General features: G+C 71.9%; 23 protein-coding genes and 1 riboswitch. Of the genes, 13 read left to right on the top strand and 10 right to left on the bottom strand.

The features are described from left to right. The 3 genes from N798_RS12650 to N798_RS12645 all read left to right on the top strand — a co-directional run. A partial coding sequence (locus N798_RS12650) for a GH92 family glycosyl hydrolase (RefSeq protein WP_052117300.1) occupies positions 1 to 3,235 on the top strand: 3,235 nt, incomplete at its 5' end. Between the two features lie 188 nt (positions 3,236 to 3,423). Beyond that, complete coding sequence (locus N798_RS18890; protein WP_268234542.1) at positions 3,424 to 3,555, top strand: hypothetical protein; 132 nt, start codon at positions 3,424 to 3,426, stop codon at positions 3,553 to 3,555. A 167-nt stretch (positions 3,556 to 3,722) separates the two neighbouring features. Then, the gene (locus N798_RS12645) at positions 3,723 to 4,055 is read left to right on the top strand and encodes a single-stranded DNA-binding protein (protein ID WP_035948978.1); all 333 of its coding nucleotides are present in this window, start codon (positions 3,723 to 3,725) and stop codon (positions 4,053 to 4,055) included. A gap of 7 nt (positions 4,056 to 4,062) precedes the next feature. Here N798_RS12645 and N798_RS12640 read toward each other — a convergent pair whose 3' ends face one another. Both N798_RS12640 and N798_RS12635 read right to left on the bottom strand, forming a co-directional pair. After that, positions 4,063 to 4,377: a DMT family transporter gene (locus tag N798_RS12640; protein ID WP_035948965.1), complete on the bottom strand. Its 315-nt coding sequence runs from the start codon at positions 4,375 to 4,377 to the stop codon at positions 4,063 to 4,065. Between the two features lie 12 nt (positions 4,378 to 4,389). Continuing rightward, positions 4,390 to 4,456, bottom strand: a riboswitch (guanidine-III (ykkC-III) riboswitch). A gap of 55 nt (positions 4,457 to 4,511) precedes the next feature. Next, positions 4,512 to 4,973, bottom strand: coding sequence for a GNAT family N-acetyltransferase (locus N798_RS12635; RefSeq protein WP_035948964.1), 462 nt, complete (start codon positions 4,971 to 4,973; stop codon positions 4,512 to 4,514). Between the two features lie 160 nt (positions 4,974 to 5,133). On the opposite strand from N798_RS12635, the gene N798_RS12630 reads away from it, so the two are divergent. After that, on the top strand, positions 5,134 to 5,532 hold the full coding sequence (locus N798_RS12630; RefSeq protein WP_035948976.1) for a helix-turn-helix transcriptional regulator: 399 nt from the start codon (positions 5,134 to 5,136) through the stop codon (positions 5,530 to 5,532). A gap of 10 nt (positions 5,533 to 5,542) precedes the next feature. Continuing rightward, on the top strand, positions 5,543 to 5,953 hold the full coding sequence (locus N798_RS12625; protein ID WP_035948963.1) for a VOC family protein: 411 nt from the start codon (positions 5,543 to 5,545) through the stop codon (positions 5,951 to 5,953). Positions 5,954 to 5,982: 29 nt separating this feature from the next. Here N798_RS12625 and N798_RS12620 read toward each other — a convergent pair whose 3' ends face one another. Beyond that, positions 5,983 to 6,705, bottom strand: coding sequence for a VOC family protein (locus N798_RS12620; RefSeq protein WP_052117298.1), 723 nt, complete (start codon positions 6,703 to 6,705; stop codon positions 5,983 to 5,985). Positions 6,706 to 6,836: 131 nt separating this feature from the next. Between N798_RS12620 and N798_RS12615 the strand changes: the two genes are divergently transcribed. The 3 genes from N798_RS12615 to N798_RS12605 all read left to right on the top strand — a co-directional run bounded on the left by N798_RS12615 (position 6,837) and on the right by N798_RS12605 (position 8,877). Then, complete coding sequence (locus N798_RS12615; protein ID WP_035948962.1) at positions 6,837 to 7,352, top strand: putative immunity protein; 516 nt, start codon at positions 6,837 to 6,839, stop codon at positions 7,350 to 7,352. A gap of 33 nt (positions 7,353 to 7,385) precedes the next feature. Then, entirely contained in the window at positions 7,386 to 7,967 is a 582-nt protein-coding gene (locus N798_RS12610) for a GrpB family protein (protein ID WP_035948961.1), read from the top strand. A gap of 88 nt (positions 7,968 to 8,055) precedes the next feature. Then, positions 8,056 to 8,877 (top strand): DUF72 domain-containing protein, encoded by an 822-nt coding sequence (locus N798_RS12605; protein ID WP_035948959.1) that lies wholly within the window; start codon positions 8,056 to 8,058, stop codon positions 8,875 to 8,877. Positions 8,878 to 8,890: 13 nt separating this feature from the next. On the opposite strand, the gene N798_RS12600 is transcribed toward N798_RS12605, so the two are convergent. Together N798_RS12600 and N798_RS12595 are read right to left on the bottom strand one after the other, a co-directional pair. After that, a complete protein-coding gene (locus tag N798_RS12600) occupies positions 8,891 to 9,208 on the bottom strand; it encodes a hypothetical protein (protein ID WP_035948958.1) in 318 nt (105 codons plus the stop codon). After that, complete coding sequence (locus N798_RS12595) at positions 9,208 to 10,101, bottom strand: phosphotransferase (RefSeq protein WP_229708260.1); 894 nt, start codon at positions 10,099 to 10,101, stop codon at positions 9,208 to 9,210. The genes N798_RS12600 and N798_RS12595 overlap by 1 nt, the downstream gene beginning before the upstream one ends. Positions 10,102 to 10,370: 269 nt before the next feature. Between N798_RS12595 and N798_RS12590 the strand changes: the two genes are divergently transcribed. Together N798_RS12590 and N798_RS12585 are read left to right on the top strand one after the other, a co-directional pair. Next, entirely contained in the window at positions 10,371 to 10,922 is a 552-nt protein-coding gene (locus tag N798_RS12590) for a nitroreductase family deazaflavin-dependent oxidoreductase (RefSeq protein WP_035948957.1), read from the top strand. 135 nt (positions 10,923 to 11,057) lie between these two features. Beyond that, positions 11,058 to 11,870, top strand: coding sequence for a M57 family metalloprotease (locus N798_RS12585; RefSeq protein WP_035948956.1), 813 nt, complete (start codon positions 11,058 to 11,060; stop codon positions 11,868 to 11,870). A 100-nt stretch (positions 11,871 to 11,970) separates the two neighbouring features. Here N798_RS12585 and N798_RS12580 read toward each other — a convergent pair whose 3' ends face one another. Genes N798_RS12580 through N798_RS17470 form a run of 4 tightly spaced genes read right to left on the bottom strand, consistent with a single transcriptional unit; the run spans position 11,971 to position 14,404 of the window. Continuing rightward, positions 11,971 to 12,777, bottom strand: coding sequence for a GNAT family N-acetyltransferase (locus tag N798_RS12580; RefSeq protein WP_035948955.1), 807 nt, complete (start codon positions 12,775 to 12,777; stop codon positions 11,971 to 11,973). Continuing rightward, positions 12,774 to 13,397: an L-threonylcarbamoyladenylate synthase gene (locus tag N798_RS12575; protein ID WP_035948953.1), complete on the bottom strand. Its 624-nt coding sequence runs from the start codon at positions 13,395 to 13,397 to the stop codon at positions 12,774 to 12,776. Before N798_RS12575 ends, N798_RS12580 begins: the two co-directional genes overlap by 4 nt. Positions 13,398 to 13,400: 3 nt before the next feature. After that, the gene (locus tag N798_RS12570; protein WP_052117302.1) at positions 13,401 to 13,862 is read right to left on the bottom strand and encodes an OsmC family protein; all 462 of its coding nucleotides are present in this window, start codon (positions 13,860 to 13,862) and stop codon (positions 13,401 to 13,403) included. Further along, positions 13,859 to 14,404, bottom strand: a complete 546-nt coding sequence (locus tag N798_RS17470) for a DUF1697 domain-containing protein (protein ID WP_052117296.1) — start codon at positions 14,402 to 14,404, stop codon at positions 13,859 to 13,861. Before N798_RS17470 ends, N798_RS12570 begins: the two co-directional genes overlap by 4 nt. 26 nt (positions 14,405 to 14,430) lie before the next feature. Between N798_RS17470 and N798_RS12560 the strand changes: the two genes are divergently transcribed. Next, entirely contained in the window at positions 14,431 to 15,039 is a 609-nt protein-coding gene (locus N798_RS12560; protein WP_035948966.1) for a histidine phosphatase family protein, read from the top strand. A 61-nt stretch (positions 15,040 to 15,100) separates the two neighbouring features. Here the strand turns inward: N798_RS12560 and N798_RS12555 are convergent, their stop codons facing one another. Further along, positions 15,101 to 16,582, bottom strand: a complete 1,482-nt coding sequence (locus N798_RS12555; RefSeq protein ID WP_198030750.1) for a glutamate-cysteine ligase family protein — start codon at positions 16,580 to 16,582, stop codon at positions 15,101 to 15,103. Positions 16,583 to 16,724: 142 nt separating this feature from the next. On the opposite strand from N798_RS12555, the gene N798_RS12550 reads away from it, so the two are divergent. Both N798_RS12550 and N798_RS12545 read left to right on the top strand, forming a co-directional pair. Continuing rightward, positions 16,725 to 17,903, top strand: a complete 1,179-nt coding sequence (locus tag N798_RS12550) for an exonuclease SbcCD subunit D (protein ID WP_035948951.1) — start codon at positions 16,725 to 16,727, stop codon at positions 17,901 to 17,903. Then, a partial coding sequence (locus tag N798_RS12545; RefSeq protein WP_035948949.1) for an AAA family ATPase occupies positions 17,900 to 19,485 on the top strand: 1,586 nt, incomplete at its 3' end. The genes N798_RS12550 and N798_RS12545, both read left to right, overlap by 4 nt.

The following is a 19,485-nucleotide window of genomic DNA, read 5'->3' as shown; positions in this document are numbered from 1 at the left end:
CGCGCTCGCGGCGCCCGCCGTCGGCGCCGGCCCGGCGCCCGCGGCGTCGGCCGCCACCACCCTCACCTCCGAGGTCAACCCCTTCGTCGGCACCCAGGACAACGGCAACACGTTCCCGGGTGCGAGCGCGCCCTTCGGCATGGTGCAGGTCAGCCCGGACACCGGGGGAGAGGGCGGCTACGACTACTCGCAGTCCTTCATCCACGGGTTCAGCCAGACCCACCTGTCCGGTGTCGGCTGCCCGGTCGTCGGCGAGCTGCCGGTCATGCCGACGACGGGCGCGGTCACGACGACCGACCCCACGGCATACCGGAGCGGGTTCACCCACGACGACGAGGAGGCGACGCCGGGCTACTACCGCGTCGGGCTCACGAAGTACGACGTCGACGCCGAGCTCACGGCAACCGACCGGACGGGGTGGCAGCGCTACACCTTCCCGGCGGGGAAGCAGGCCAACGTCCTGTTCAACACGGCCAAGGCCAACAGCACCGTCTTCGACTCCGAGATCCACGTCGTGGGCGACCGGACCATCGAGGGCCGGATCCACAACGGCAACTTCTGTGCCGGCAAGGACGAGCACACGATCTACTTCTCGGCGCAGTTCGAGAAGCCGTTCGCGTCGTTCGGCACCTGGTCGGGCTCGACCCGCACGCCGGGGTCCCGCGACGCCTCGACGAGCCGTGGCGCCAACGGCGCCTGGGTGACGATGCCCGAGGGCACGACGAGCGCCACCCTCAAGGTCGGGCTGAGCTATACCGGGGTCGAGGGCGCCCGCGCGAACCTCGCCGCCGAGACGAAGGACTCCTTCGACTTCGACGCCACCCGGACGGCGCTGACCCAGCGCTGGGAGAGCGAGCTCGGCAAGGCGCGCATCACCGGCGGGTCCACGGAGCGACGGACGGCCTACTACACCGCGCTCTACCACGCGCTGCTCCACCCGAACCTGGCCGAGGACGTGGACGGCAAGTACTTCGGCTGGGACGGCAAGGTGCACACCTCCGACGGCTGGACCGCCCGCCAGAACTTCTCTCTGTGGGACACCTACCGTCCGCAGAACCAGCTGCTCGAGATCCTCGCTCCGGACGTCGCGCGCGACTCCTACCTGTCCGTGCTCGCCATCGGGCGCGAGGGCGGCTGGCTGCCGCGCTGGGCGCTTGCGAACAGCGAGACCAACATCATGACCGGTGACCCGGTGACCCCGTTCCTCGTCGAGGGCTGGTCGAAGGGCTTCCTCGCCGGCCACGAGGCCGAGGCCTACGCGCTCCTGCGCCAGAACGCCACCGAACGTCCCCCGAAGGACAGCCCCTACAACGGCCGCAGCGGTCAGCACTACTACGAGAAGCTCGGCTACATCCCGTTCGGGCTCGAGCTCGGCACCGACTGCGACCACAAGGGCGGCGACAACGACTGCGTCCACCCCGCCTCCGCCACGCTCGAGTACGCCGCCGCCGACGCCTCGCTGGCGATCATGGCCAAGGCGCTCGGCAAGACCGCTGACGCGGCGATGTTCGACGAGCGTGGTCGCAGCTACCGCAACCTCTACGACTCGACGACGGGCACGTTCCGCCCGCGGCTCGAGGACGGCACCTGGCTCGACCCCTACGAGCCGGTGGCCGCGTCGCGCGCCTTCCACGAGGGCGGCGCCTACCAGTACCAGTGGCTCGTGCCCCAGGACCCGGCGGACCTCGTCCGGATCATGGGTGGCCGTGAGAAGACGGCCGAGCGGCTCGACGAGTTCTTCGCCTACGACAAGCTGCTCGTCGACCCGGAGAAGACGGTGCGCACCGACTGGATCGAGGCGACCTACGCCTACTACAGCAAGCCCACCTACAACCCGAACAACGAGCCCGACCTGCTCGCGCCCTACCTGTACGCGTGGGTCCGGGAACCGAGCAAGACCGCGACCGTGGCGCGGGCGGCATACACGCTGTTCAACCCCGGACCGGACGGCATGACCGGCAACGACGACCTCGGCACGATGTCGGCCTGGTACGTCATGTCCTCGTGGGGCCTGCACCCGCCGATGAGCGGCGCGAACTACTTCGTCGTCTCGAGCCCGCAGTTCGAGCGGACCGACATCACCGTCGGCCGCCCGGAGACCGGGTCGGCGCGCCAGGGCGGCACGCTGACGATCACGGCGCCCGGCGTCTCGGACGACCGGCCCTACGTCCAGTCGCTCACGGTCAACGGCTCGCGCTCGACGAAGAGCTGGGTGCGCTGGGACGACCTGCGCTCCGGCGGCTCGCTCGCCCACGTCGTCGGCTCCTCGCCGAGCTCGTGGGGCACCCTGCCCTCGGACGTCCCGCCGTCGGTGTCGACGTCGAAGGGCTCGAAGGCGGTGTCGATGAGCATGTCGGTCAAGCCCAGCCCGCTCGTGCTCGCCACGGGCGACACGACCGGCAGGTTCGTCGTCGACCTCCTCGGCCAGGCGCAGAAGAGCCTGCCGGTGCGGGTCGGCGTCGCCGTCCCCGAGGGGTGGAAGGCGAGCCCCGCGTCGACCGACGCCGTCCTCAAGAGCAACGGGGTGCCCGCGTCGGGCTCGGTGCCGGTGACCCTCACCGTGCCCGAGGGCGCGACCGGCTCGCACGAGGTCGTCGTCACCGCGTCCGCCCCGGGCGTCCCGGACGTCGTGCGGACGCTGCCGGTGCGCTTCCAGGTGCCACTCACGTGTGCCGGCGGTGCGGGTGCTGCTTCGCCCTGCGCCGTCGACCTCGCCGGCGAGCGCAACCACGACGGCACGGCCACCGTCTCGGCGTCGACCGAGGGCAACTTCGACGGCGGCGGCTGGAGCTACGACGCCGCGCTGCTCCCGGCAGGCGGGTCGTGGCAGCACCAGGGCGTGACGTATGCCGTCCCGTCGCCTGCCGGGACCGCCGCGAACTTCGTGGAGGCCCGGGGACAGACGCTCCTCGTGCCGACCGGGACCAGGAGTGCCCTGCGGGTCATCGGCGCCTCGCACGGCGGTGACGTCACGACGGCTCTGCGGGTGACCTACACCGACGGGTCGGTGGCCGACGTGCCCTTCGCCCTCACGGACTGGGCTGCCGGCAGCGGACGCAACGGCAACACCGTCGCGCTCGCCATGGACCACCGGATCCGTGCGGGACAGGGCGTCGACGGGCCCCCGGTCCAGCTGTTCGCCGCCTCGGGTGCGACCGAGTCCGGCAAGCAGCTGCGGTCGGTCACGCTGCCCGACGACCCCCGGTTCGAGGTGTACGCGCTGACCCTCCAGTGAGACCCCTGCCACGACGCTCGGCGGCCTGCATCCCCACTGCAGCTTGCTGCAGGCGCCGAGCGTCACGGCCGGGAGGCGGGTTGGCTGGACGGCGCGGGAGACCTCCCGCACCACCCGCGGGAGACACCGCGGACACCTCGCCGGCCCGGGCTCACCTGACCGGGCCGACCACCGTCAAAGGAGACACCATGCGCACCACCCGTCGTTACCTCGTTGGTCTCGCCGTCATGGCTGCCGTCGGCATCATCGGCGCCCAGGGCGCGCAGGGCGAGCCGCTCGCGATGTGCGCTGGCAAGTCCTTCTGCGCCCCCAGCAACTGAGACCGGGACGGCCCCGGGACCCTTCGTGGTCCTGGGGCCGTCCGCTGTCCACAGGGAGGGTGTGGCGCCCGCGCCGTCCACAGGTGCGCCCGTCGGGGCTGTTCTCGCAGCGCGTCGTCCCGGACGCTGGCTGCTCGACAGCGACGGACGACCGGACGGGAGTGGGCATGGCGGCACAGGTGGAGGCGGCGTCGGAGGACGCGGTGAACAGTGTGGAGCTCGTCGGGAGGGTGAGCGGGAAGCCGGACGCGCGGGTCCTGCCGAGTGGGGACGACCTCGTGACGCTGCGGGTCGTCGTGCCCCGGCCCGCCGGTGGGCCGGTCGACACGATCGACCTCGCGTGCTGGTCACGGTCGGCCCGGCGAGCCGCGCAGCGGATGTCCGACGGGGACCGGGTGCACGTCGTCGGCGCGCTGAGGCGGAGGTTCTTCAGGACGACCGGTGGCGCGGCGAGCCGCTACGAGGTGGAGGTGGCGAAGCTGACGCGACAGCGCGGCTGAGCGCCCGTCAGTGGGTGACCTTGAGCCCGACGACGCCCGCGACGATCATCGCGACGAGGAGGATTCTCACGAGCGAGGCCGGCTCGGCGCCGGTGGCCATGGCCCAGCCGACGGTGCCGACCGCACCGATGCCGACCCACACGGCATACGCCGTCCCGATCGGGAGCTCACGCATCGCCCAGGCGAGGCCGGCCATGCTGAGGACGAGCGCTCCGCCGAAGACGAGCGTGGGTCCGAGGCGGCTGAAACCCTCGGAACGGCCGAGGGCGGTGGCCCAGACGGCCTCGAGGACCCCGGAGAGGACGAGGACGATCCATGACATGACGAGCGCTCCTGCGGGCCGTCTTGTCGCGTGCCGGGTACGGCGCCCCTCGTCCGGGAGCCTGCAGTCGAGGCTCTGACCCGACGGTCTCACACGGGGGAGCGGGCGGCAAACCCGCTGTGCAACAGGGCTGTTCAGAGATCCTTCTCGTAGTAGACCGCGAGCGGTCCCTCGCCACGGCCCTCGTGGCAGTCGAACCCGAGCGACTCGTAGAGGTGACGGGCCGCCTCGTCGTCCTCTGAGGTGTTGAGGTCGGCGTAGGTCGCCCCGCGGGCCCTGCAGTGGTCCAGGACGTCGGTGAGGAAGAGCCGGCCCAGCCCTTGGCCACGCGACTCGGGAGCGACGTAGAGCTCGGCGAGGTAGGCCTCGGTCGTGTCCGCCCATGTCGCGGTGCGGAACCGGACGATGGCGAGCCCCACGGCCGGGTCGCCCGCGAGGAGCACGCTCGTGTCGCCGCCGTCGACGAGGCGTGCGAGGTGTGCGGCCATCGTGTCGACGTCCGGAACCGGCTCCTCGTACTCATGCTGAAAGTCAGCGAAAAGTTCTGCGGCACAATGGAACTCGTCGTCCGTGTGAGCGAGGCGCGCCTTCTCCACGCACCGAGACTAGCGCCGGAGCCGACGCGCGGGAGGGGAGTCGGTGCAAGATCGTGTCGTGAGCGATGCACCCATCGGGGACCGAGGGCGTGAGGAGCGCCGGACGGACGAACAGCCCCGCGATGACCGTCAGCGTCAGGACCGGCTTCGCGACCTCGCGCTGCTGCGAAGGGTGCGCGACCGGATGGACCGCGAGTTCGACCGGCCGCTCGACGTCGAGGCGCTCGCCCGCGACGTCCACATGTCGTCGGGTCACCTGAGCCGCTCGTTCCGCGCGGCGTATGGCGAGTCGCCCTACAGCTATCTCATGACACGGCGGATCGAGCGGGCGATGGCGCTCTTCCGCCGCGGCGACCTCAACGTCACCGAGGTCTGCTTCACCGTGGGGTTCTCGTCGCTGGGCACGTTCAGCACGCGCTTCTCGGAGCTCGTGGGCATGTCCCCGAGCGCCTACCGCCGGCTGGCGGAGGACCGCGACGCCGAGCTGCCCTCGTGCGTCACCAAGGCCGTGACGAGACCGGTCAGGAATCGAGAAGCGCCGCCGCTCCCGCCGAACTAGCGTCAGCGCCATGGACATCACCATCCACCACACGTTCCTCCCGCACACCGACCCGGAGGCCTCCTTGGCCTTCTACCGCGACACGCTCGGCTTCGAGGTGCTCGCCGACGTGGGCCAGGGCCCCATGCGCTGGATCACGATCGCCCCGGCCGGCAGCCCGACGCCGTCGATCGTCCTCACCCCGCCCGCTGCGGACCCCGGCATCACCGACGACGAGCGCAACACCATCGCCGAGATGATGGCCAAGGGCACCTACGCGACGATCGTCCTGTCGACTCCCGACCTCGAGGGCACCTTCGACGCCGTGCAGGCCAGCGGGGCCGAGGTCACCCAGGAGCCGACCGACCAGCCCTGGGGCGTGCGCGACTGCGCGTTCCGCGACCCCGCCGGCAACCACGTGAGGATCAACCAGGCGTCATGAGGGCTTCAGGTCGACGGTGAGGTGCGGCCTCAGGTCACGAGGACCCGGAACTCGTTGCCGTCGGGGTCGATGAGCGCCCTCGCGCTGTCGGTGGGGGCCGCTCCGGGCTGCTCGATCGCGCCGAGCCCAACGAGTCGACGCACCTCCGGCTCGAGGTCGTCCGGCGACGGCACCGCGAGCTCGAGGTGGAAGCGGTCGCGCCCGAGGCGGGGCATGAGCGGAGGCCCGCTCCACGTGATCTTCGAGCCGCCCGTCGGGGACTGGATCGCGGTCTCCTCGTCCTGGTCCCACACGAGCGGCCACCCGAGGACCTCGCTCCAGAAGACCCCGAGCGCGTGCGACCCGTCGCAGTTGATGCCGCCGATGACCCCGGTGTCGGCGAGGAACGTGTTGCCAGGCTCGATGACACACAGCTCGTTGCCCTCGGGGTCCGCGAGGACGACGTGACCGTCGGCTGCCGTCTGCCCGATGTCGATGTGGCGTCCGCCGAGCGCCAGCGCCCGGTCGACCGTCGCCGTCATGTCGGCTCCGGACCGGCTGGGGAGGTCGAGGTGGATCCGGTTCTGGCCGAGCTTCGGGGTGTCGGCACGGCGGAGCGTGAGGCGGTAGTCGGTGCCGTCGTGGGGGAGTGCGGCGACCTCCTCGGACGTCTGTTCGACCAGCTCCCAGCCCAGCACCCCGGCCCAGAACCGGCCGACGAGGACCGGGTCGGAGCACTCGATGCTGATGCCGTGGAACCGTGACGTCGCCATCCGGCCACCGTAGGGAGGCGTCTGCGCGGTGGGCAACGGGGTTTCGGGCGTCACCCCGGCACGCCGTCACACCGGCACGCCTGCACACCGGCGGCTAGGGTGCGAGCCGTGCGTGGCGACGGGAGGCGACGGTGATCCTGCCGAAGGTCCGGGACCCGCGGCTCGTGACGATCCGCCGGGGTGGGACGCTCACCGACGACGACCACCGCCTCCTCGCGCTGTGGGCGGCGGACTGCGCCGAGCACGTCCTGCACCTCGTCGAGGCCGAGCGACCCGAGGACTCGCGACCGCGCACGGCTGTGGAGTCCGTGCGTGCCTGGACCCGGGGCGACCTCGGCATGATGGCATCACGAGCGGCCGGGGGACACGCGATGGGAGCGGCACGCGACCTGGTCGGGGCAGCGCGCCACGCGGCATACGCGGCAGGTCAGGCGGCCTGTGTGCCGCACGTCGCCGAGCACGACCTGGGGGCAGCGGCCTACGCGATCAAGGCGGTTCGGGCGACGGCGACCGCTGACGACGGCATCGCCCTCGGAAGGCGCGAGCTCGCGTGGCAGCGGGACCGGCTGCCGGCGCCGGTGCGCGACCTCGTCCTCGAGGACATAGTGCGGCGCGACGACATCTGCTGGTCGGTCTTCAGCGCGTGAGCGTCGAGACGCGCGGCGGCTAGGGTGACGCGCGTGGACGAGACGCAGCGAACGGGAACGCGTCGCCGGGCCGACGTCACGGACCTCGAGCTCGTCGGTGGTGTCGAGAGGCGCGAGCTCCACCTCGTCGATCCCGACCCGGCCTGGTCGGCGTGGTTCGACGACCACGAGGCCCGGATCCGTCGCGCGCTGGGCGCGACTGCGCTGCGCGTCGAGCACATTGGCTCGACGTCGGTGCCGGGCCTGGCAGCCAAGCCGATCCTCGACGTCCTCGTGACCGTGCCCGACATCACCGCCGACGAGGACTACGTGGACGGGCTCGTCGCCGCCGGCTACGTCCTGCGGGTACGTGAGCCCGGACACCGGCTCGTGCGCACACCGGAGCGCGACGTGCACGTGCACGTCCTCGAGGACGGCGACCCGCTGGCCGACGACTACCTGGTGCTGCGCGACCACCTGCGCCTCGACGCGGACGACCGGCGTCTCTACGAGGACACCAAGCGCGACCTCGTCGCGCGCGACTGGTCCGACATGAACGCCTACGCCGACGCGAAGACCGAGGTCATCACGGCGATCAAGGCACGGGCGCGCAGCCGGAACCCTTACCCCTCCTGAACTCTCGTCTAACGCCGATAATCGACATTATGTCAAGTAACGGTGACAAGGGCGTCCGTCCCGACCTCCCCCGCGCTACGTTCGACAGGTGATCCGCATCGGGGTGTCCGGCTGGCGGTATGCCGGCTGGCGCGGCGACTTCTATCCGCGGGGTCTGCGTCAGCGCGACGAGCTGAGCCACGTCGCGTCGCGGATGCCGAGCGTCGAGATCAACGGGTCGTTCTACTCGCTGCAGCGACCGACGTCCTACCAGCGCTGGCGTGCTGCGGTGCCCGACGAGTTCGTCTTCGCCGTCAAGGGCAGCCGCTACGTCACGCACATGAAGGCGCTGCGTGACGTCGGGCAGCCGCTCGCGAACTTCTTCGCCTCGGGACCCCTCGCCCTCGGGCCGGCCCTCGGCCCGCTGCTCTGGCAGCTGCCCGAGCGCCTCGCCTTCGACCGCGAGATCGTCGCGGCGTTCCTCGGCCTGCTCCCCCGGACGACGTCGGCCGCGGCCGACCTCGCGGCCCGCCACGACGAGCGGGTGGCCACCGACCGCGCCTGGACGACGACCGAGGCGGACAGGCCGATCCGGTATGCCGTGGAGCCGCGCCATTTGTCGTGGGACACCCCCTCCGCGCGGTCACTGCTCTCGGAGCACCGGGTCGCGCTCGTCCACGCCGACACCGCCGGCCGCTTCCCGGAGATGGGCGACGGCACGGCCGACTTCCACTACGTCCGCCTGCACGGCGAGCAACGCCTGTATGCCGGGGGCTACAGCGACAGGACCCTCGACACGTGGGCCGAGCGACTCACGGGCTGGGAGTCCTCGGGCGCGGACTCCTACGTCTACTTCGACAACGACATCGATGGTCGCGCGCCGTGGGACGCGGTGCGGCTGCTGGACCGGGTGGGCGCTGCGACTGCCTGAGCCTTCGGCCCGCTCAGCCCAGCCCTCGGTGGGCAGCCCACATCGCCGCTGCCCGCGTGGCCGCGGCGTCGACGAGCTCAGCGAGCTCGGGTCGGTCAGGCACCCTGAACGACGTGTAGCCGCCACGTCCACCGGCGACCGGCCGTCCGTAGGCCTTGGCCGCGACGTGACCGTCCGGGAGCAGCCGGATGTTGAGCGAGGTGAGCTCGAACTCCTCACCCCGCCGGGAGTCGTGCCACCTCAGGTCCTCGGGCACCGTGACGTTGATGGCGAGCGCGCTCACCTCGACCTCTCCCGCGTCCTGCTCGTCGCCACTCCCCTGTGGCGCCATCACGCCACCTCCACCCGGGCCAGTGCCTCGTCGACCATCCGCAGACCCTGCCTCTCGAAGGGCTCGTCCCCCACCTGGTGCGCCCACGCGGCGGTCGACACGGCCTCGCGCAGCAGGTGGCGTCGCCATGCCGCCGGCTCACGCGGGTCCACGCCGTAGCCGGACACGAACGCCTGTTCGAGTGCGGGGTCGGCGCGGAACTGCTGCGCGGCCAGCCGGGCAAAGTCGGTCGCAGCCGGACGCAGGTCGGCGCGGCCGAAGTCGATCGCGTGCACCGCTCCCCCGCCGTCGAGCACCCAGTTGCGCGGCTGCCAGTCGCCGTGCGTCGGCACGAGCACCGCGGGTGGGAGGTCCCACGCCTCGACGACGTCCCGGACCCGTGCAGCGGTCTCCGGTGCGATGCGGTGCGGCCGGTCGAGCCACGCCAGCGTCGTCGCCTGCTCTCGCGCGCAGTAGGTGTCGTCGACGACCGAGCCCTGCCCGTGCATCATCGCCAGCAGCGCGCCGGCCTGTCGGTGGACGTCGGGGTCGAGCTCGTGCGGACCGCCGAGGACGAGGTCGCCCGGGACGAACTCGGTGACGAGGATGCGGGTGTCCTCGTCGAGGTGGAGCAGCCGCGGCGCGCGCCCGGCCTCGACCCAGGGACCCAGCCAGGACCGGTGGGCGCGCACCCCACGAGGGAAGTGACCGTCCCGAGGGTCGGCCGCCTTGACGACGAGTCGGCGACCGTCGTGTTCGACCTCGAGGACGACGGTCGAGGTGAGGCCCCAGCTGTGGTCGCGCTCGATGCGGAACCCGGGCAACCACGCCTCCAGGACCGCCCGCTGCTCGTCGGCCAGCCCGACCGGTGCCGTCGTCGTCACGGGATCGGGCAGGGAGCGCCCTCGCAGCACGGGCGGATCCAGCCGCACCCGTCGCAGCGTTCGTGCGACGTCTCCCAGCGCATGAGCTGCCCGCAGTCGGGACACGGTTCGGTGAGGTCGGCCATATCGTCAAGCGTATGGGCTACACCGTCGTTCCCCTCGGCGGACGCTCGCCGGGCCTGCACACCGGTGACGCTGCGGACGAACCCCGGTGGCGGGAGCACCGACCGCGTCCCTGTCCACGGCCTCCCCCGGTCTTCCGGCAGACGGGGAGCTGACCGGTGCGGGAGGGTGTGCCCATGAGCGACGTCTCCCTGACCACCGCCCTGGGCTACGCGCACTCCCCCGGCAACCTCGTCCAGCGCGGGCTCCGGCGCCTCGCCGGCTCGCGCCACGGAGCCGCCGCCCTCTCCCGCACGCTCCGCCACGCGGACGGCCTCGTCAGCCGGAGGACCGAGGGACGGCACAGTGCCGCCAGCCTCGCCACCGGTCTGTCCGTGCTCACCCTCACGACGACCGGACGACGGTCGGGCGCTCGGCGGACGAGTCACCTCATCGCCACGCCGTTCGGCGACGACCTCGCCCTCCTGGGCACGAACTTCGGTCAGTCCACGACGCCCGCGTGGGCGCTCAACCTCGAGGCGCACCCGGAGTGCACCGTGGCCTACGGCGACCGGGAGCTGCCGGCCCTGGCCCGCGCGGCGACGCCCGTCGAGGCAGACGAGGTGTTCGACCTCGCGAGCCGGTTCTACGTCGGCTACGCGCACTACCGCAAGCGCATCGGTGACAGCCGCCGCATCCGCGTCTTCGTGCTCAGTTCGCGACCGCACTCGAGCGACGCTGCCCAGTGAGCGCGGTGGGCCGATCGAGGAACTCTTGACCCGGCATACCAACTCTTGACCGTCGGCGAACCCGGCGTTGACCTGCACGTCCATACGTTGGCGGACGGCCGCGTCCCGCGGCTTTCCCTGCCACCAGGAGTACACATGTCGACGACCAGTCGCACCTTCGCCGTCCTCGCCGCGACCGCCCTCACCGGCGGCGCCATCTTCGCGGGCCAGGCCACGGCGGCCGAGGGCCAGGCGCCCACCTACGGCGAGTTCAAGGCCTCCACGTTCCAGGACCTCGACCGCAAGTACATCGTCAACGGTGACGAGCCCGTCGACACCGACGGCAAGCTGCGCCAGTTCTACGACGCCCTCGTCGCGCCGCAGCAGACGCAGGAGGACGGCCTCATCGTCAACCAGACCCTCGGACGCGACGACAAGTGGTCGGCGACCCAGGCCCTCAACCTCACCTACTGCGTGTCGACGAAGTTCGGCGCCGACTACAGCCGCGTCGTCTCGGCGATGACCGCCGGTGTCGGCCAGTGGGAGGCGGCGACGAGCAAGGTCAACTACACGCACGTCACGACCCAGGACGGCAACTGCACCACCCGCAACTCCTCGGTGCTCTTCTCCGTCGAGCCGACGAAGACGACGCAGTACATCGCGCGCGCCTTCTTCCCGAGCACGGCGAAGTCGGGCCGCAACGTCCTCGTCAACGCCAGCTCGCTCTACAACAGCGGCTCGTGGACCCCGTCCAACATCATGGCGCACGAGCTCGGCCACACCCTCGGCTTCCGCCACGAGCACACCCGCCCCGAGGCCGGCACGTGCTTCGAGGACAACAACTGGCGTCCGCTCACGCCCTACGACAGCGCGTCGATCATGCACTACCCCCAGTGCAACGGCTCGTCCGATGACCTCAGCATGACCGAGACCGACCGCCAGGGAGTGCGGTCGCTCTACGGCAGCTGAGAAGCCTGCTCGACTTCCTCCCGAGCAGGCCGCGTCACCCCCACCGGCACCCAGGGGCTCCGAGCCGGTGGGGGTGAGGTGCGTCAGGGCCGGACGTGGATCAGGAACAGATCGGCAGAAGGTGGGCGCGCTCGGTGCCGATGGGGACGAAGCCCTCGCGGAGCAGCAACGGCAGCGATGCCGCACGCCGGGCCTTGGTGATGGCGGTGTGGCACCGGGCGGTCGCGGCGAGGTCGAGCCGCGCGGCGAGCATCGCTGCATACACGCCTCGGCGCCGCGCGTGAGGAAGCACCGCGGCGCCGACGAGCGGCGCGACCTGCCACTCGAACCCGACGCTGGCCCGCCCCACCGCCTCGCCGTCGACCCAGCCGACCACCCATGCGCTCCTCGCGGCGTCGAGGTCGTCGAGCACCTCCGCGAGGTGCGCGTCGGGATCCGGTGGCACGGGGTTGTCGAAGACCTCGGCACCTATCCGGACGACCGCGTCGAGCCCTTCGGCGTCCCGGACGAGGGTGACCCGCACCCCGGGGGCGATCGCCGGGACCGATCCCTCGACGGCCCGCGCGACGCACACCTGGTCCTCGACCGTCGTCGCGCCCGCGGCCACGACGAGCTCCTCGAGCCCCGCGGGGGTCGAGTCGTCGCGGAACCACCACTCGGCGCTGCGCGCTCCGCGCGCCCGGAGGTATGCCGTGAGGTCGGCGAAGACGTCGGCGGGCTCCCGCTCGGACCGGGTCCAGTGCACGACGAAGGGCCGGCCGGGCTCGTCGGGGTGGTGGCTGAGCAACGCCTCGTCGTGCTCGAGCGTGACGTGGCCACGGGGCGGGACGACGCCGTGGCGGGTCATCGCCTCCAGGACGATCTCGGGGAAGCCCGCGCCGCCGTCGGCGTCCCGTCCCGGCGTCACGCCTTGAAGCGGCTCGGGTCGCCGGCTCCCTGCCGGACCACCTCGGGGACGTCGCCGGAGAGGTCGACGACGGTCGTGGGCTCGCTGCCGCACTCCCCCGAGTCGATGACGACGTCGACGACGTGGTCGAGCTCCTCCTTAACCTGCCAGCCGTCGGTCATCGGCTCGGTCTCGCCGGGGAGGATGAGCGTCGAGGTGAGCATCGGCTCCCCGAGCTCGGCGAGCAGCGCACGCACGACGGGGTGCTCGGGGATGCGCACGCCGACGGTCCGCTTCTTGGCATGGAGCAGCTTGCGCGGCACCTCACCGGTGGCGGGCAGGATGAACGTGTAGGGCCCCGGCGTCGAGGCCTTCACGGCACGGAAGACCGCGTTGTCGACGTGGACGAACTGCCCGAGCTGGGCGAAGTCGGCGCAGACCAGCGTGTAGTGGTGCTTGTCGTCCAGCCGGCGGATGTCACGGATGCGGTCCTTGGCCGACTGGTTGCCGAGCGCGGCGCCGAGGGCATAGCCGGAGTCGGTCGGGTAGGCGATCAGCCCGCCGTCGCGCAGGGTCTCGACGGCCTGCCGGATCGAGCGGGGCTGCGGGTCGACGGGGTGGACGTCGAGGTAGCGCGCCACCGCTCAGTCCTCCCGCATCGTCACGGGGGTGCCGATCTGGACGGTGCGCGAGACGCTGCACAGCCGGTCGTGCGACTGGGCGATGGCCCGCGGCAGCATATCCCGCGCGCGGTCGCCGTCGGCGCCCTCGGGGAATCGGACGCGGAAGGTCACCTCGAGGTCCTCGATGTGGTTGCCCTGCTCGTCGCGGACCTTGGTGCCCGAGCTCGTCACGGTGAACTCGGTCGGCTCGGCGCGCTTGGCGGTGATGAAGTCGACGTCGACCGCGCTGCACCCGGCGATCGCCGTGAGGAGCAGCTCGACGGGAGTGAAGTCGTCGGTCTCCCCCGTGCCGATGTGGATGGTGCCTCCGCGCACGTTCGTCACGTCGAGCTCGCCGTGGGCCGTCCGCGTCATCGACACCGACCGGAACCCCGGGCCGGTGCCGCCGGTCTCGGGCTCCGCGCTCGTCCGGGCCTCGGTCATGTGCTGCTCCATTTCTCGTCGAGGGCGCGCACGACCTTGATGTCGCGCATCGTCACGGGGGTGCCGGCCAGCTTCTCGAGCCGGGCTCCGGTGAGCCGGACCTTGTCGAACGTCGTGTCGTACTCGAGGAGGAGGTCGCGTCCCACGACCCGGCAACGCTCGGGCGACTCCTCGTAGGCCGTGAGCGCCTTCGCGGCGTCCCTGCCCACCTCAGCCTTGGCGAACGCGACGTAGCGACGGGCCCCCTCACCGACGAGCTGCGGCACCTTCTCGACGGCCGCCAGCAGCTCTGCGAGCTCGGCGGGCGAGCGCACGATCGTCGGCACCTCGAAGCCCCGCCACTCCTGGAGCAGGTGCTCGATGGCGGCCTCGACCTTGGCCTGCGAGCGCATCGTCGACGTCAGGGCGATGTTGCCGGTCTGGATGTGAGTGGCGACGTCGGTGAAGCCGGCGTCGGCGAGCCGCTCGCGCAGCTCGGCCATCGGCACCTTGTGGTGCGGGCCGAGGTTGATGGCCCGCAGGAAGGCGAGGTGGCGCGGCATACGGGGATCCTGCCAGAGTGACGACCATGACCGGCGCACCCGCTGTCCCCGAGGGACGACTCGTCCTCGTCCGCCACGGCAAGACGGAGTGGAGCGAGTCGGGTCAGCACACGGGGACGACCGACATCGAGCTCACCGAGCAGGGCGAGGCCGATGCCGCGACGCTCCCGCAGCGGTTGTCGGGGTTCGACGTGGGGCTCGTCCTCACCTCGCCGATGCAGCGCGCACGACGCACGGCGGAGATCGCCGGGTTCGGCGGCGCGGAGGTCGACCCGAACCTCGTCGAGTGGGACTACGGCGGCTACGAGGGGCGCACGACCAAGGACATCCGGGCAGAGCTCGGCTATGACTGGGCGGTCTTCGAGGACGGCGTCGTCCCGGGCGACACCCCCGGCGAGACCGTCGAGGAGGTCGCGGCGAGGGCGTCGCGGGTGCTGCTCCGGGCGGCGCCGGTGCTCGCGTCGCGCGACGTGCTCCTCTTCGGGCACGGGCACGCGCTGCGCATCCTCGCGACGGTGTTCCTGCGCGAGCAGCCGCGCTTCGCCGCCAAGCTGCTCCTCGACGCCGGGTCGGTGAGCGTTCTCGAGTACGAGCGCGAGCAGCCCGCGGTGAAGATGTGGAACAGCCTGGGCTGACGCGCTCGCGGCCGTCGCCGCGGTCGCGGCGGTCCCGGCGGACCGAGCGGACGGGAGCCACTCAGGGCAGGGACCAGGTGTGCACCGGCTCGTTGGTGCTCATGTGCTCGACGTAGAGCTCGAGCATCTGGTGCAGCGCCCTGCGCCGGTCGCTGCCCTTCTCCTCGAAGCGCCGCACGGCCTCGGTCTGCCACGTCGCACCGTTGACGCCGGCCTGGCAGCGGGCCTCGATGATGCCGAGGAAGCGGTCGCGCACGGCCTGCGAGACGCCCCACTCCTCGAGCCCCTCGTGGGCCAGCGGGAGCAGGTGGCGCAGGACGAGCTCGTCCGCGCCGACCTCGCCGAACCCGGGCCAGTAGAGGCGGGAGTCGATGCCGTCGCGGGCGCCGCGGTGGAAGTTCTCCTCGCACGCCGCGAAGCTCATCTTCGTCCAGACGGGGCGCTCTGTGCCGGCGAGCTTGCGGATGGCGCCGTAGTAGAAGGCGGCGTTGGCCAAGGTGTCTGCGATCGTGGGACCGGCGGGCAGGACCCGGTTCTCGACCCGCAGGTGAGGACGGCCCTTGACGATGTCGTAGATCGGGCGGTTCCACCGGTAGACCGTGCCGTTGTGCAGGCGGAGCTCGGCGAGGTCGGGTGCCTCCCCGGCCTCGAGCCGGGCCATCGGGTCCTCGTCGGTGGTCTCGGCGAGCAGGGCCGGGAAGTAGCGGGAGTTCTCCTCGAAGAGGTCGAAGATGCTCGTGATCCACCGCTCCCCGAAGAAGACGCGCGGACGCACCCCCTGGTTCTTGAGCTCGATCGGGCGGGTGTCGGTGGCCTGCTTGAAGAGCTCGATCCGCGTCTCGGCGTGGAGGCGCTGCCCGAAGAAGAACGGCGAGTTCGCCGCGAGCGCGACCTGCACCGGGCACAGCGCCTGCGCGGCGTTCCAGTGGTCGGCGAAGTCGCCCGGCGTGACCTGGAGGTGGAGCTGGACGCTCGTGCACGCCGACTCGGGCGCGATCGAGTTGCAGTAGGTGGCGACCCGCTCCCCCTGCGGTCCGTGGATGTCGAGGTAGATGTCCTCCCCGCGGGCGACGAAGATCGAGTCGTTGAGCGCGGTGTACCGGTTGTTGTCGCTGATCCACTCGCCCTCGTAGTGCTCCGGCATGATCGTCGGCAGGATCCCGATCGAGACGAGCCGCGAGCCCACCTCACGGGCCTTGGAGTCGGCGGCGTTGAGCGAGGACCGCAGGTCCTCCTCGAGCTCCAGCGCGGAGTCACCGGGCAAGGGACGGGGCGGGACGTTGAGCTCGATGTTGTACTGCGCCAGCTCGGTCTGGTAGCCGGGGTCGGCGATGGCCTGGAGCACCTCGGCGTTGGCGAAGTGGGGGTCGTAGTCGCCGTTGACGAGGTTGAGCTCGATCTCGAGCCCGGTCATCGGTCGCTCGAACTCGAACTGGTCCTGGGTCAGCATCCGCTCGAAGACGTCGAGGTTCTGGCGCACCTTCTCGCGGTAGCGCTGTCGCTCCTCGCGCGTGTAGCTCTGCGCGCTGACCTCTGCACCCACGCCCATCACCTCCGGTTCCAGCCGTCCAGTCGAGCTCGTTGGCCAACTCAATCACCATCCGAGCACAGGGTGCGAGGGGAAGCGCCGGGAATCCGCGTTTCGGTCACCGGCCCTGTCGGTGGCCGGACCTAGCCTCGGTGACGTGCGCATGATCCACACCTCCGACTGGCACCTGGGACGGGCGTTCCACCAGGTGGGGCTGCACGCCGCCCAGTCGGCCTTCCTCGACTCCCTCGTCGAGGTCGTGCGCTCCGAGTCCGTCGACGCCGTCCTCGTCTCGGGCGACGTCTACGACCGCGCCCTGCCCGCCCCCGACACGGTGGCGCTGCTCTCCGACGCGGTCGAGCGGCTCATCGACGCCGGCGCCGCCGTCGTGCTCTCCAGCGGCAACCACGACTCCGCCATCCGGCTCGGCTTCGCGTCCCGCCTCCTCGAGCGGTCCGGGCTGCACATCCGCACGAGCCTCGACGACGTCGGCCGGCCCGTCATGGTCGGTGACGTCGCCGTGCACCCGCTCCCCTACCTCGAGCCCTCCCTCACCGCCGGGCCCCTCGGCGCCTCCGAGCGGACTCATGCCGGTGTGCTACGGGCCGCCATGGCCAGGGTGAGGTCCTCCCTCGCCGAGGGTCGCCACGAGCGGTCGGTCGTCATGGCCCACGCCTTCGTCACCGGCGGGGCGACGAGCGAGTCCGAGCGCGACATCGCCGTCGGTGGCGTCGCCGCCGTGCCGCCCGAGGTGTTCGACGGCGTCGACTACGCCGCGCTCGGCCACCTCCACGGACGGCAGGAGGTCGCCGAGGGCCAGCGCTACTCCGGCTCCCCCGTCGCGATGTCCTTCAGCGAGGCGTCGCACACCAAGGGCTCCTGGCTCGTCGACCTGTCGTCCGACAAGCCCGTCGTCGACTTCGTCGAGGCGCCGGTGGAGCGACCGCTCGCGCTCCTGCGCGGCACCCTCGACGAGCTCCTCACGGACAGCCAGCATGCATCCGCCGAGTCGGCGTGGTGCCAGGTCACCCTCACCGACCCCGTGCGCCCGCTCGGCGCCATGGAGCGCCTGCGCGCCCGCTTCCCGCACACCCTCGACCTGCGCTTCGCCCCCACCGGCGAGGTCACGACGATGAGCGCGTATGCCGGCTCGCTCACCGAGCGTTCCGACCTCGCCGTCTGCTGCGACTTCCTCGGCCACGTCCGTGGCGGCCACGCGGCCGACGACGACGAGCGGGCCCTCATCGAGGAGGCCGTCGAGGGTGCCCGGCTGCGTCGCGCCGGCTCCGACGGCGAGGTCGCGACCCGGTCCGCGCGAGGCAGCGGTGCCGCATGAGGATCCACCGTCTGCGGGCCACTGCCTTCGGCCCGTTCCCCGACGAGGTCACCGTCGACTTCGACGCCCTCACCGCCTCCGGCCTCTTCCTCATCCACGGGCCCACCGGTGCCGGCAAGACCAGCCTGCTCGACGCCATCTGCTTCGCCCTCTTCGCCGACGTGCCCGGGGTGCGCGACCGTCGCGGCATCGTCAGCGACCACGCCGCGCCGACGGCGACGCCGTCGGTCGAGCTCGAGTTCACCTGCGGCACCCGGCGGTTCAGGCTCACCCGCACGCCCGCGCACGTTCGGCCCAAGAAGCGCGGCACGGGCACGATCGAGAGCCCGGCGACGGTGAGCCTCTCCGAGCAGGAGGGCGAGGGCTGGCGCGTCCTCTCCACCCGCAACGACGAGGCCGCCGAGGTCATCCACGACGTCCTCGGGCTCGGCAAGGAGCAGTTCGCCAAGGTGGCGATGCTCCCCCAGGGCGAGTTCGCGGCCTTCCTCACCGCCAAGGACGATGAGCGCCGGGCCCTGCTCGAGAAGCTCTTCGACATCACCCGCTTCGCCGACGTCGAGGAGTGGCTGGTCGACCAGCGCCGGGCGAGCGAGGCAGCCGTGGCCGCCGTCCGCGCCGGCATCGACACCGACCTCGCCCGGCTCGCCGACGTCGTCGCCGCCAGCGGCCTCGTCGAGGGTCACGGCGTCGCGGGGGTTCACGGCGTCACCGTTGACGGCGTCGCCGAGCACGACGGCTTCGCAGGGGGCCACCTCGCCGAGAACGACGGCTTCGCAGGGGGCCACCTCGCCGAGAACGACGGCTTCGCACGGGGCGACGACCTCCACGAGGACGACCCCGCGGCCGGCGCGACGACCGCGGGAGCGACGACCACAGGAGCGACCGTCGCAGGCGCGGCCGTCGCAGGCAGCGCTGGTCCTCCGTCCGTCGACGACTCCCCCGCAGCCATCCGGGCACGGCTCGAGGCGATCGGCGCCGAGCTCGACGCCCAGCTCTCCGAGGCCATGGTCGCCCTCGACGTGGCGGTGAGCGAGGAGTCGCTCGCGGCGCTGGCTGCCGAGCGGACTCGTGCCCTCGTCGCCCTGCGGTCGCGCGCGACGGTTGCCCGCACCGCCCTCGCCGACCTCGACGCGGCGGCCGACGACATCGCCGCAGTGCGGGCCGCACACGACGAAGGACGCAGGGCAGCGGGCGTGCGGGGTCACCTCGACGCCGTGCTCCGCGCCGAGGCCGAGACCCACCGGCTGGCCACGCTCGCCGACCAGAAGACGGCGCGGGTGCGATCCAGCATTCCCGGTGCCACCGACCCGGCCACCGTGCTGGCCGACCTCGTCGTCCACGACGACACGCTTCGAGAGCTCGTCCGGCTCGAGCGCCAAGCGGCAGCTCGTGCCGACCTCGCGCGCGAGCAGCAGCAGGCCGTCGAACACGCCGGCCGGGTCCTCGAGACGGCGGATGCCGACCGGTCGGCCGCCCAGGCGAAGGCCGCGGAGACGGAGACCGGGCTCGCGGCTGCCGTCGAGGCCTCGGCATCCCTCGGCGGCGCGGTGGCCGCGGCGGACGACGCACGGCGACGGCTGCG

This window comes from Knoellia flava TL1, from assembly GCF_000768675.1.
Taxonomy (GTDB): Bacteria; Actinomycetota; Actinomycetes; order Actinomycetales; family Dermatophilaceae; genus Knoellia; species Knoellia flava.
The sequence above is the reverse complement of the archived record's forward strand: the minus strand, read 5'-3'. Positions and strand labels throughout refer to the sequence as shown.